Genomic DNA, 12337 nt, shown 5'->3' with positions numbered 1-12337 from the left:
TGGCCCGCAGCTCTCACCTGGGGAGTGGATTGTGGAGCTGCACCGCACCACGTACACCGCCGACGGGACTGTGATGGAGTTCGCTGTCGAGGTTCGCGCCGCCGCGCGCTTCTCGTGGATCTACGACTTCAAGGTGCCCGACTCGGCGAACGCGGAAGGCGAAAGCAAGTGATCTCTGCGCAGGCGTGGGCGGATGCACAACGGCTCTGGGACTTCCAACAGATGGGCCATGAGCCGCGCCCCTGCTCCGTGGCGATCGGACTCGGCAGTCACGACTTGGGGGTGGCCGACACCACGGTCGACCTGTACCAGCGCGGGATGATGCCGCTCATCGTCTTTACCGGGGCGACCAGCCGTACGACGCGCGAGCGCATGCCCCGTGGTGAAGCCGAGCACTACCGAGAGCGGGCGATCGAACTGGGTGTCCCCGCGGACGCCATCATTGTCGAGCCGCAAGCCCAGAACACGGGCGAGAACATCCGCTTCTCTCGTGCTCTGCTCGAAGACCGGGGCGTCCCCGTGTCCTCGGTCCTCTTGGTCAGCAAGCCGTACGAGGAGCGACGTGCGTACGCCACGGCGCGGAAGCTCTGGCCGGATGTCGAGTGGGTGAGCGCATCCACCCCCATGACGCTTGCCGAGTACGTCGATTCGATCCAGGACCCGCGTCTCGTCATCGACATGCTGGTCGGAGCCCAGCAGAGGCTCATGGTGTACCCCCGGCAGGGGTTCATGATCGAGCAGACGGTCCCCGACGATGTGGCGGCGGCGTACAAGCGCCTGGGCGCTGAAGGCTTCACCAGTCGTCTCCTGGCGGACAAGGCGACTCGAGGCTGACGGCCACTCATGGGGCCCTTCGCGTACCGGCTGCTCATGGATTCGATGATTGCGCAGGTCCCCGCCACCAGATCCTCGTGCGTCCGCCGAGTGATGTGTGAATGGCGGGCCTGCGCCGATCCATCCATGTGCCCCATGACGCCTCACGGGCTGCGTCACAGGCACAAGACGGTCATGGAGGGGTTCCGCATTCCGCCGAACTCATGGATGAGGCAGCAGGCCTGAATCTAGGCATTTCTCGGAACGCCAAGTGCCTAGAGCGCCTAACCTCCCGTAGGCCGTGGAGCTGGGTTCGTGCGGACTACCCGACGGGGGCTCAACTTACGACGACTGCGCTTTGCGATTTCGCGGGTTATTACGCCACCCTGCAGGCGAGAAAACGGGTGGCAAAAGTCACACGTGCATTCTCAAGCAAGTCCATGCACCTGCCATTGGGTATCGATCCCCAAGTGGGTGCAGCCTGATTGCAGGCGTCTCTCGTTTTCGGCCCTACGGGATAGCCGGCGTCGGCAACATGTTTGACGCACTCGCTCTGAGTGGCCGATGCCGGCGTGGCGGTTACCAGTGGCACTGCGGCAACTGCTGCAGTCAGGCAAAGCGTTGAAACGAGGTGGCTGACTTTCGAACGAGCCATCAGAATATTCCATTCGTAAGTGGTTGTTTGGTTGCAGCTAATTCGATCATGTGGGGACAGCTGTTGCCATGGCTCACCAAAAAGTTGGCTGGAATTGTGTGCTCTGTCGTGCCAGTCGCTATTCGTCCCCACGCAACCGGGCGTCCCGTCGTATGCAGCAACGCCTCCTTGTGCAGCAGGGAAATGCAGTGACCACTACGAGCGCTGGCGGCCCGTGGTAGCTCCAGGAGAACGGTTGCCGAGCCAAACAATCTGAGGTGGCTGTCCCACCGGTAGTTGGCATCGAGAGGGCCAGCCGTGCCAGAACTGGCGGCGAACCACGGGGAGCGCTGGGAGTGAGCGGGGAGTGGATCTTGGAAGGCGCGCCTTTCCGTACCTAGTTCGGGACGAAGGCGTCGTAGTCTCATTTGTAGTCTCAACGAGTGCTCGTTCGAGGGTGATCCGCTGATGTCTACGGAAGTCCGGCAGGCGCTCTGACCAGGTATGCGAGGCGCACGGCGGACGCTCGTGGATGTACCTGGACCAAGATCGGACAACTTGTAACTTGTAATGCGTAGGTCGTCGGTTCGAATCCGACAGGGGGCTCTTCGACGCCGAGGCCCCGGACTGCTGTCCGGGGCCTCAGCTGTTCTGACCGGCGATCAGTGCTCATTCAGTGCTCATTCGCGACGAGCGCTCAGTGGCGACGAGTGCTCGTTCGCGTGAGTGCTCAGTGGCGGTGCGCCCTCAGTGGCGGCCGGAGACGCGGTCCGCGAGTTGGGCGATGCGGTGCGTTTCTGCCGTCCGGCCGGTGGCCTCCTGGCGGTCTGCGGTGCGGTAGGCCGCGTACATGCCCTGCACGCCCAGCCAGCGCAGCGGCTCCGGTTCCCATTTGCGGACCTTGTGGTTCACCCAGGGCAGGGCGGTCAGGTCGGTGGGGCCCGACTGGCCCGAGTCCTGTTGGAGCAGGTCGCGCAGGGTGCGGGCCGCCAGGTTTGCGGTGGCCACGCCGGAGCCGACGTAGCCGCCTGCCCAGCCCAGGCCGGTGGAGCGGTCCAGGGTGACGGTGGCGCACCAGTCGCGGGGGACGCCGAGTACGCCCGACCAGGCGTGGTCGATGCGGACGCCCGCGGTGGTCGGGAAGAAGCGGATCAGGATCTCGCGCAGTTCCTCGATGGTGGCCGGCTGGGTGCGGCCGTCGTTGTCCGTGCGCGAGCCGAAGCGGTACGGGACGCCTCGGCCGCCGAGGGCGATCCGGTCGTCCGCGGTGCGCTGGGCGTACATATAGGCGTGTGCCATGTCGCCGAGCGTCTCGCGGCCGTTCCAGCCGATGGTGTCCCAGACGGACTGGGGGAGGGGCTCCGTCGCGATCATGGAGGAGTTCATCGGGAGCCAGGAGCGCTTCTGGCCCTTGAGGCTCGCCGTGAAGCCCTCCGTGCAGCGCAGGATGTACGGGGCGCGGACCGTGCCGTAGGCGGTCACCGCGTGCTTCGGTCTGATCTCGGTGACGGGTGTCGATTCGTGGATGGTGACGCCGAGCGCCTCGACGGCTGCCGCGAGGCCCGTGACCAGCTTGACCGGGTGCGTGCGCCGTGCGGGGTCCAGCTGGAGGCGACGGCGCCGGTGACGCGTACCCGCTCGGCGGTTTCACGGGCGCCGAGCATGACCCGGTCCTTCTCGCCGAAGGCGATCTCGACGGCGTGGAAAGCCTTGAGGCGGGTCAACTGGGCGGGGGTGTTGGCGACTTCGAGTACGCCGCCCCGGTGGATGTCGGCGTCGATGCCTTCGTCCTCCGCGACCCGTACGACCTCGTCGACCGTGTCGTTCATGGCCTGCTGGAGGCGGACGGCTGCCTCGTGGCCGTGGAGTTTTGCGTAGCGGCCGCGGCCGGCGATGCCGTTGTAGAGCCAGCCGCCGTTGCGGCCGGAGGCGCCGTAGCCGCAGAACTTGGCTTCCAGGACCGTGATGTTCAGGAAGGGGACGGCCTTCTTGAGGTAGTACGCAGTCCATAGACCGGTGTATCCGCCGCCGACGATGCAGACGTCCGCGGTGGCGTCGCCGGGGAGGGGCTCGCGCGGGGCGGGGACGCCCTCCTGCGCGTACCAGAACGACAGTCCGCCGTTGACGGTGCTCGTGCTCATGATGCCCCTGCTGCTCTGGTGAATGCGTGTGGCCGGAGGCTACTCGCACGGGCTCGGGCAGGGGCAGTGAGGGTCCGTACGATCCGCATTGTGATCGATATTCCGGAAGAGCTGGCGGCCTCACAGATCAAGTACAACGGGGAGGCCGGACGGGCCTTCGTCGACGGGCTGCCGGAGCGGGCCGCGCAGTTCCTGGAGCGCTGGTCGCTGCGGCGCACCGGGCCCTCGATGCATGGGATGGCCTCGCTCGTCCTGCCCGTGGAGCGGGCGGACGGGACGGCTGCCGCGCTCAAGATGCAGCTGCTGGACGAGGAGAGCGAGGGGGAGCCGCTCGCGCTGCGGGTGTGGGACGGCGACGGGGTCGTACATCTGCTGGAGCACGACCCGGAGACCGGCACCATGCTGCTGGAGCGGCTCGACTCCTCACGTCATCTGTCTGCCGTGACGGACGCGCGCGTGGCGGTGCGGATTCTCGCGGAGCTGCTGGCGAGGCTGGTGGCCGTTCCCGCGCCCGAAGGGCTCCGGCGGCTCGGCGACATCGCGGCCGCGATGCTGGAGGAGGTACCGCGGGCGGTGACCTCCCTCCCGGACGAGGGCGAGCGGCGGCTGTTGCTGGACTGTGCGGCGGCGGTACGGGAAGTGGCGGGCGAGCCCGGTGACCGCCTGCTGCACTGGGATCTGCACTACGACAACGTGCTGGCGGGCGGGCGTGAGGCATGGCTGGCCATCGACCCCAAGCCGCTGGCCGGTGACCCGGGGTTCGACCTGATGCCCGCGCTCGCCAACCGCTTCGACGCCTCCGAGGTGCTGTGGCGCTTCGATCTGCTGACCGAGGTGCTGGGGCTGGACCGGGAACGGGCGCGGGCCTGGACGCTGGGGCGCGTACTGCAGAACAGCCTGTGGGACGTGGAGGACGGGGAGAACCGGCTTCAGGAAACCCAGGTGCTCGTCGCCCGGGCGCTGCTGGCACGCTGACCTCATGATTCGTACTGCCACATCTGCCGATGTCCCCGTGATGCACACGCTGGTCCGCGAGCTCGCCGCGTACGAGAAGTCCCTGGCCGAGGTCCGGCTGAGCGAGGAGCAGCTGCACGAGGCACTGTTCGGGGAGCGGCCCGCCGCCTTCGCGCACATCGCGGAGACGGCGGACGGGGAAGTGGCGGGCTTCTCGCTCTGGTTCCTCAACTTCTCGACGTGGCGCGGGACGCACGGCATCTATCTCGAGGATCTGTACGTACGGCCCGAGCAGCGCGGCGGCGGCCACGGCAAGGCGCTGCTGGCCGAGCTGGCGCGGATCTGTGTGGAGCGGGGCTATGAGCGCCTGGAGTGGTCCGTCCTGAACTGGAACACCCCGTCGATCAACTTCTACAAGTCGCTGGGCGCGAAGCCGCAGGACGAGTGGACGGTGTACCGGCTGACCGACGAGGCGCTCGCTTCCCTGGGTGGTGCGGTTCAAGGACCAGGGCAGAGCTAGGCCGGAGCCAGGCCAGGGCCGGGAGGGTTCAGGCAAGGCCGGGGGCTCGGGCCAGGACCAGGGTTCAGGGAACGAGGACGACCTTGCCGACCGTGCCGCGGGACTCCAGGGCCCGGTGGGCTGCCGCGGCGTCGGCGAGGGCGTAGCGCTGTACGGCGGGGCGCAGTCGGCCGGCACCGGCCTCCGCGAGGGCGCGTGTCTCGAGGTTGCGTACGTCGCCGCCGGCCTTCTGGAGCATGGCCGGGCCGAGTACGTCCTCGGAGGTGATGCCGCGCTCGGCCAGCTCCTCTTCGGTGAAGGTCAACGGGGAGTTGCTCCGCAGCCCCTGGCTGGACCAGCCGAAGACGATGTGCCGGCCGCCCTTGCCGAGCAGGTCGACGGCCGCGCGGCCGGTGTCTCCGCCGACCGAGTCGTAGACGATGGTGGCGCGCCGGTCCCCGAGGTAGGCGCGGACCTGGCCTGCCCAGTCGGCCTGCTGGTAGTCGACGGCGAGGTCGGCGCCGTTCTCGACGACACGGGAGACCTTGGCGGGGCCGCCCGCAAGGCCGATGACGAGGGCGCCGGCGTTCTTCGCGTACTGCACGAGGAGGGTGCCGATGCCGCCGGCCGCGGCGGGGACGATGACGATGTCGTCGGTGCCCAGTTCGGTGAACTGCACGATGCCCATCGCCGTACGGCCGGTGCCGATCATCGCGACCGCCTCGCCCGCGTCGAGACCGCCCGGGATCTCGTGGAGTCTTCCCGCGTCGGTCACCGCGAGTTCGGCGTAGCCTCCCGGGACCATGCCGAGGTGGGCGACGACGTGCTTGCCGAGCCAGTGGGCGTCGGTGCCCTCGCCGAGGGACTCGACGACGCCGGCCACCTCGCGGCCGGGGACGGTGGGCAGTTCGGCGGGGGCGGGGAAGGGGCCCTGCATGCCCTCGCGCAGGGCGGTGTCGAGGAGGTGGACGCCAGCCGCGGCGACGGCGATCCGCACCTGGCCCGGGCCGGGGAGCGGAGTCTCGGTCTCCTCGTAGGTGAGGTTCTCGGCGGGGCCGAACGCGTGGAGGCGGATGGCGTGCATGGCTGACTCCCCTGGGCTGTACCGGTGATCTCTGCGGCTACGAGGGACACTCTTCAATCTCAAGTGCGCTTGAGGTCAAGGGGACTCCCTGCCTCTGCTGCCCGTGCTGCCGCTGATGCTTCCGCTGCCGCTGACGCTTCTGCTGCTCGGCCCGCAACGGCTGCGTACTTTGCGGTACGCAGGGCCAGCGAGACGGCCTCGAGCCCGCTGTTGAACGACACCTCCGAGAGCAGGCCGGGTGCCGCGACCTGGTCGCCCGCGAGATAGACCCCCTCTCCGCGGTCGATCGCGGGCCGGTCCCGCCAGGTGGTGCCCGGCAGATCGACCGCTCCCGTACGCCCCTGGGCGAGGGCTTCGCGCCGCCAGACGGTGCGCTCGCGCCAGCCGGGGAAGCCCAGGTCGAGCAGGGCCTCGGCGTGCGCGATGCCGTCGGCCTTGGACTGGCCGGGGGTGATGGGGAGTTGGCCCTGGACGAGCTGCTGACCGGACGGTGCGAGCGAGGGGTCCTGGGCAGTGAACCGCTCCAGCCAGCCCGGGGCGTCGAGGTCGGACACGGCGAACGGGTCGCCCTTGCGGGTACGCAGCGCCAGATCGATCAGGGTCGTACGGCCGCTGTCCCAGCGGAGTGTGCCGTCGCCGAGGAGGTGGCGTGCCGCGTCGAGGGAGGTGGCCACGATCACCGGTCCGCGCCGCTCGGGGAGTGCGTCGACGCGGGACGTGGTCTCGATCCGTACGCCCAGATTCCAGGCGTGCCCGGCCATCCGGTCGATGACCTCGCCCCAGCCGCCGCGCGGGTAGCGGGCCTCGGGCGGGAGCGCGGTGGCGCGCCGCAGCCGTTCCTGGACGAACGCGGCCGAGAGCGAGCCCGGGTCGTGGTGGAAGAGGGCGACGCCCATGAAGTGGGCCGCGGCGCGCGCGCCTTCCTCCCCCACCTGGCCCGTCGCCCAGGTCAGGAAGTCCGTGTCCACCGGGGCCTGTTCGGCCTTGCGGCGGGTGAGCCTGAGCATGGCGAGGGGCGGGGTCCTGCGCAGTACGCCGCCGCGGCGGAAGCGGAAGCGGGCGCCTTCGAGGGGCGGCAGAGAGGCTAGCGGGCCGAGGAGGTTGCGCTGCTTGAGCCAGGTCCAGTGGGGGCCGCGGCAGTAGAGGGCGTGCGGGCCTTCATTGGTCCGGTACGGGCCTTCGCCGGTGCGGGCGCGGCCGCCGAGGGTGTGGTGGGCCTCGTACAGGGACACCCTGGCGCCCGACTCGGCGGCGGTGATGGCGGCGGTGAGCCCGGCGAAGCCGCCGCCGATGACGGTGATCTCGTGCATGGCTGTCTCTCCCTTGGTTCGCTCTCAGGGAGGGGACGGATCGCGGCTCCCGGTTTGTGACATGCGGCTTCGGCGGGGCTTCCGGGGCTTCGGCGGTGCTCCGCCAGGGGCGTTGTCAGTGGGAGGGGGCACGATGGGGGACATGGCACGGAAGTCGGAGAAAACGCAGGTGGCGGCACGGCGGCCGGAGGTGCGGCTGCCTCCGCTCGTTCCGTTCGACGGCGAGGACGGCGGCGTCGGGCTGGAGCCGGACGGCGACTACGACGGAGTGGAGTTCAGGGACCTGGACTTCGCCGGGCAGTCGGGGCGCGGGGCCCGGTTCATCGACTGCGCGCTGCGCGAGTGCGGTCTTGACGAGACCGAGCTGCTGCGCGCCCGCTTCATCGACTCCGTGCTCAGCGGCATCCGGGGTGTGGGCACCGATCTCGCGGGTGCCTCGCTGCGCGATGTGGAGGTGACGGACGCGCGGCTGGGTGGGGTGCAGCTGCACGGCGCCGTGCTGGAGCGGGTGCTGATCCGGGGCGGGAAGATCGACTACCTGAATCTGCGCACGGCGAAGCTGAAGGACGTCGTCTTCGAGGGGTGTGTGCTGACGGAGACGGACTTCGGGGGTGCGCAGCTGGAGCGGGTGGAGTTCCGCGACTGTGTGCTGCGGCGGGCGGACTTCAGCGGGGCGCAGATGAAGAACGTCGATCTGCGGACGGTCGCCGAGCTGGACATCGCCCGGGGCGTGGACCGGCTGGCCGGTGCGGTGATCAGTCCGGCCCAACTGCTGGATCTGGCGCCGGCTTTCGCGGCGCAGATCGGAGTGCGGGTGGAGGGGTGACGTAGGGCGCCCGCCCTCGTGGTGCCCCCGCCGAGGGGCTTTCAGCCGCGGCGGCCGCGCTTTCGGACCGGCATACGGGGGAAGCGGGCCTGCAGATCCCAGACCACCGGGTTGTCGGCGAGGCCCTCGTGCATGTCGGACAGGTCCGCGATCAGGTCGTGCAGAAAGTCGCGGGCCTCGTGGCGCAGCTCGCTGTGGCTGAAACTGAGCGGCGGCTCGTCGCCCGGCATCCAGTCGGACTCCACGTCCACCCAGCCGAAGCGGCGCTCGAAGAGCATGCGGTCGGCGGACTCGGTGAAGTCCAGCTCGGCGTACTGCGGATTCGCGGCCCGGCCGCCGAGCGGGTCGCGGTCGAGCTGCTCGACGATGTCGCACAGCGCCCAGGCGAAGTCCAGCACCGGAACCCATCCCCAGCCTGTGGACACCTCGCGGTCCTCCTTGGTGTCCGCGAGGTACACGTCGCCGCAGAAGAGGTCGTGGCGCAGCGCCTGGACGTCCGCGCGCCGGTAGTCGGTCTGCGGGGGGTCGGGGAAGCGGCGGGAGAGGGAGTAGCCGATGTCGAGCACGTGCTCGATGGTGTCATGCCCGGTGCCGCTTCCAGTACGACCGGGTCACGGCCCCGAGCAGCGGGCCGATGACGAACAGCGGAGCGAAGACGAAGCCCGCCACGGTGTTCGCGGTGTCGGACATGAAGGTCTGGCTCTCGACGGTGAAGTAGACCACCACCTGGCTCAGTGCCAGCAGGGTTGCGAAGGCCGAGGCGGAAGCGGCCGTGATGGCGACGGCCTTCGGGCGGCGGAACCGCCGCCGGTCGGTGACGAGGAGGAGGGGCAGCAGAGAGGCGATCTCCTGGAGGACGGTCAGGCCGACGACGTACGCGATGCCCCAGCCGGGGATGCCGAACTCGTCCCGCAGGACCTCGTCGCTGTAGCCCACGTAGATCCCCGAGGCCATCGCGAGGCGCCACAGTCCGGAGGGGAGGGCGCAGAGCGCGATGGCGTGTGCGGTCCGGCGGGCCCAGCGGGGGGCGGGAGCGGGAGTGGCGGTGGCGGCGGTGGTGGTGGCGCTGGGTGAGGGCGCGGTCGCTGGCGTCATGGAGAACAGACTGGCCGTGGACATGGCGCCGTCGCGTCGGCGCCGAGGGCGGACCGTCTCCGCCGCGCGGGGGAGGTGGAACGGCCGGCGGGTGGAGGACCGGCCGCCGGACGCCGCCGGACGCCGCCGGACGCCGGAGGACCCGGGCTCCGCGGCAGCCGCCCGCGCCGCGGACAGCCGCGGCCGGACACCAGAGGCCACGATCGGACTTACGGCAGAAGGCGCTGTTCCTTCGCCACCGCCACCGCGCCCGCCCGCGTGTCCACGCCCAACTTGGTGTAGATCCGGCCCAGATGGGTCTTCACCGTCGCCTCGCTGATGAACAGCGCGCGGGCGATCTCGCGGTTGCCCAGGCCCCGTGCCAGCTGGCCCAGAATGTCCTGTTCCCGCTCGGTCAGGGCCGGCCGGCCCGTGCCCCGCATCCGGTCCATGACGCGGCTCGCGACCGGAGGCGAGAGCGCCGTGCGGCCCTGCGCGGCCGCGTGGATCGCCGAGAACAGCTCCTCCGGGCGCTCGGCCTTCAGCAGATAGCCGGTCGCGCCCGCCTCGATGGCACGGGTGATGTCGGCATCGGTGTCGTACGTCGTCAGGACGAGGACGTGCACCTCGGGTGTCGCGATACGGCGGGTGGCCTCCACCCCGTCGATGCCCGCGCCCAGCTGGAGGTCCATCAGTACGACGTCCGGCTTCAGCTTGCCGGCCATCGCGACCGCCTCCTCCCCGCTGCCCGCCTCGCCGACGACCTCGATGTCGCCCTCGCTGCCGAGGAGGGCGAGCAGCCCGGCACGTACCACCGCGTGGTCGTCGCAGAGCAGGATGCGTACGGGGGGCACAGCGTTCACGGGGCGGGCTCCAAGGGGATCGCGGCGGACAGGACCGTGCCCTCGCCCGGTGCGGACTCGATGGTCAGGGTGCCGCCCAGCTGCCGTACGCGGGCGCGCATCGCGGGCAGTCCGTGGCCGCGTACGCCGGAGGTCTGTGGCGAGTCCGGCACGAGGCCGCGGCCGTCGTCGGCGACGTCCAGCACCACCTGGTCGTCGAGATGGCTGAGGGTGAGCGCGGCGGTGGTGGCGCCGGCGTGTTCCCGTACGTTTGCCAGCGCGCCCTGGGCGATCCGCAGCAGCGCCGACTGGACCCGGTCGGGCAGCGGGGCCGGCGCCCCGTCCAGATGGAAGTGGACCTGGAGGGAGCCGGTGGACTCGCGCTCGGCCAGCGTACGCAGGGCCTCGGCCAGGCCCCCGCCCTCGGCCAGATCGGCCGGGGCCAGGTCGTGCACGAAGCGCCGCGCCTCGGCGAGGCTGCGTTCGGCGATCGACTCGGCGGTACGGACATGGCGGCGGGCGGCCCCCGGGTCGCTGTCCCAGGTGCGCTCCGCGGCCTGGAGCAGCATCTGCTGGCTGGACAGGCTCTGGGCGAGGGTGTCGTGGATCTCCATGGACAGCCGCTGGCGTTCGGCGAGGGTGCCCTCGCGCCGCTCGGTGGCCGCCAGTTCGCGGCGGGTGCGGGTCAGATCGTCGACGGTCCCCCGCAGCCGGTCGGACTGGCGCCGCATGTAGAGGAAGACGGTGGTGGCGAGGACCGCGACGGTCGGGGGCAGCAGGAAGAGGTTCGGGTCCACCCCGTCCGCCAGCCGCCACTCCGCGATCATGACCAGGGCGCAGAGCACCGCGACGAGCGCGACGGCGGCCCGGGTGGGCAGGGACCGCAGAGAGGTGTAGATCAGCGGCACGGCGCACCAGGCGAAACTCGGCGCGAGCAGAACGATCACGACCCAGCACCCGACGACGGAGCCGAGCAGGAACAGGCTGCTGCGGCGGCCCGGTCGCTGTCCCCGCCCCAGCCAGTGGCCGGCGAGCTGGAGTGCGGCGAGCGCGATGCTCAGGCCGACGACCCACGGCAGCCGGGGGCTGTCCGGATGCTTGAGGAGGTAGCGCAGGAGGGAGCCGGCGAGGAGGGCGAGGAAGGCGGTGTTCATCACCGTCACCAGCCACCGGGCGTCCGGATCCCGGTCGGCGTCGGACAGTGGGGCGGCCATCTTCTTCTCTCCCTGAGCGGTCTCTGGGCGGTGCCTGAGCGGTCTCTGGGCGGTGCCTGAGCGGTGCCTGGGCGGCGCCTGAGCGGTCCCTGGGCGGTCGCGTTCTCTCCCCGAGCGGTCGCGCGCGCCGGGTCTTCCTCTGCATCGTGACCCGGCGGGACCACACCCGCATCAACCGATCGGCTGACCCGGCCGTCCACCATCATGCCTGCGCCGAGCAGCCGGTACGTCGACCGTCCGGCCCCGGATCCGGCCCCAGGATCGGTGGCAGAGCGGGAACGCAGCAGCTTCCCGGACCAGCCCAAGGAGTCAACGATCATGAAGAAGATGTCTCTGCGCGCCCGTGTCCTGACCGGTGCTGTCGCCGCTGCCGCGCTGGGCGCCGGCACCTTCGGAGCCGTGTCCGCCAACGCTTCCGCCCCCGCCGCGGAGTCCCTGGCCGCGGTCGGGGCCGACACCGCGAACGGCAATCTCCAGCAGTCCACCCACCTGACCGTGGCGGCCGCCACCAAGGCCGCGCAGGCCACCCTGGACGCCGCCGAGAAGGCGAACCAGCGGGTCACCGTCGCCGTCGTCGACCGCAACGGCAACACCATCGTCACCCTGCGCGGCGACGGCGCCGGCCCGCAGTCGTACGAGTCGGCCGAGAAGAAGGCGTTCACCGCCGTCTCCTGGAACGCGCCGACCTCCGAGCTCGTCAAGCGCCTCGAGCAGGCCCCGAACCTGAAGGACATCCCCGGCACCCTGTTCCTCGGGGGCGGCGCGCCGGTGCAGGTCAAGGGCGCTCCGATCGCGGGCATCGGCGTGGCGGGCGCGCCGAGCGGTGCCCAGGACGAGGAGTTCGCGAGGGCGGGCGTCGCGGCGCTCGCCCGGTAGCGCCGTAACGCCCCGACGGACGCCCCGACGGACGCCCCGACGGACGCCCCGACGGACGCCCGGACGGAGG

11 protein-coding genes and 2 pseudogenes are annotated in these 12337 nt (G+C 70.5%); 6 read left to right on the top strand and 7 right to left on the bottom strand.

The window, feature by feature from the left end; all coding sequences use genetic code 11:
* Positions 1 to 7: 7 nt before the first annotated feature.
* A pseudogene (locus OG883_RS29930) lies at positions 8 to 172 on the top strand (GntR family transcriptional regulator); the annotation flags it as partial.
* Positions 169 to 834 carry a YdcF family protein gene (locus OG883_RS29925; RefSeq protein WP_266547166.1) on the top strand — a complete coding sequence of 222 codons (666 nt, stop codon included), beginning with the start codon at positions 169 to 171 and terminating at the stop codon, positions 832 to 834. The pseudogene OG883_RS29930 and the gene OG883_RS29925, both read left to right, overlap by 4 nt.
* A gap of 1360 nt (positions 835 to 2194) precedes the next feature.
* On the opposite strand, the pseudogene OG883_RS29920 reads toward OG883_RS29925, so the two are convergent.
* Positions 2195 to 3588 (bottom strand): annotated as a pseudogene (locus OG883_RS29920) (NAD(P)/FAD-dependent oxidoreductase).
* A 90-nt stretch (positions 3589 to 3678) separates the two neighbouring features.
* Here OG883_RS29920 and OG883_RS29915 point away from each other — a divergent pair.
* Together OG883_RS29915 and OG883_RS29910 are read left to right on the top strand one after the other, a co-directional pair.
* Positions 3679 to 4563: an aminoglycoside phosphotransferase family protein gene (locus tag OG883_RS29915; RefSeq protein ID WP_266547163.1), complete on the top strand. Its 885-nt coding sequence runs from the start codon at positions 3679 to 3681 to the stop codon at positions 4561 to 4563.
* Between the two features lie 4 nt (positions 4564 to 4567).
* Positions 4568 to 5062 carry a GNAT family N-acetyltransferase gene (locus OG883_RS29910; RefSeq protein WP_266547160.1) on the top strand — a complete coding sequence of 165 codons (495 nt, stop codon included), beginning with the start codon at positions 4568 to 4570 and terminating at the stop codon, positions 5060 to 5062.
* A gap of 64 nt (positions 5063 to 5126) precedes the next feature.
* Here the strand turns inward: OG883_RS29910 and OG883_RS29905 are convergent, their stop codons facing one another.
* On the bottom strand, positions 5127 to 6125 hold the full coding sequence (locus OG883_RS29905) for a zinc-binding dehydrogenase (protein WP_266547157.1): 999 nt from the start codon (positions 6123 to 6125) through the stop codon (positions 5127 to 5129).
* A gap of 59 nt (positions 6126 to 6184) precedes the next feature.
* Complete coding sequence (locus OG883_RS29900) at positions 6185 to 7435, bottom strand: NAD(P)-binding protein (RefSeq protein ID WP_266547155.1); 1251 nt, start codon at positions 7433 to 7435, stop codon at positions 6185 to 6187.
* Positions 7436 to 7577: 142 nt separating this feature from the next.
* On the opposite strand from OG883_RS29900, the gene OG883_RS29895 reads away from it, so the two are divergent.
* Entirely contained in the window at positions 7578 to 8261 is a 684-nt protein-coding gene (locus OG883_RS29895) for a pentapeptide repeat-containing protein (protein WP_266547152.1), read from the top strand.
* Positions 8262 to 8302: 41 nt separating this feature from the next.
* Here the strand turns inward: OG883_RS29895 and OG883_RS29890 are convergent, their stop codons facing one another.
* The 4 genes from OG883_RS29890 to OG883_RS29875 form a co-directional block, all read right to left on the bottom strand.
* Positions 8303 to 8827, bottom strand: a complete 525-nt coding sequence (locus OG883_RS29890; protein ID WP_266547149.1) for a hypothetical protein — start codon at positions 8825 to 8827, stop codon at positions 8303 to 8305.
* 13 nt (positions 8828 to 8840) lie between these two features.
* Positions 8841 to 9356 (bottom strand): hypothetical protein, encoded by a 516-nt coding sequence (locus OG883_RS29885; RefSeq protein ID WP_266547146.1) that lies wholly within the window; start codon positions 9354 to 9356, stop codon positions 8841 to 8843.
* Positions 9357 to 9565: 209 nt separating this feature from the next.
* Complete coding sequence (locus OG883_RS29880) at positions 9566 to 10189, bottom strand: response regulator transcription factor (RefSeq protein ID WP_266549591.1); 624 nt, start codon at positions 10187 to 10189, stop codon at positions 9566 to 9568.
* Between the two features lie 5 nt (positions 10190 to 10194).
* A complete protein-coding gene (locus tag OG883_RS29875; protein ID WP_266547143.1) occupies positions 10195 to 11391 on the bottom strand; it encodes a sensor histidine kinase in 1197 nt (398 codons plus the stop codon).
* 318 nt (positions 11392 to 11709) lie between these two features.
* Here OG883_RS29875 and OG883_RS29870 point away from each other — a divergent pair, with 318 nt between their 5' ends.
* Positions 11710 to 12267, top strand: coding sequence for a heme-binding protein (locus OG883_RS29870; protein ID WP_266547140.1), 558 nt, complete (start codon positions 11710 to 11712; stop codon positions 12265 to 12267).
* Positions 12268 to 12337 lie beyond the last annotated feature (70 nt).

Source organism: Streptomyces sp. NBC_01142 (assembly GCF_026341125.1).
Lineage (GTDB): Bacteria > Actinomycetota > Actinomycetes > Streptomycetales > Streptomycetaceae > Streptomyces.
This window is presented reverse-complemented; position numbering and strand designations above follow the sequence as displayed.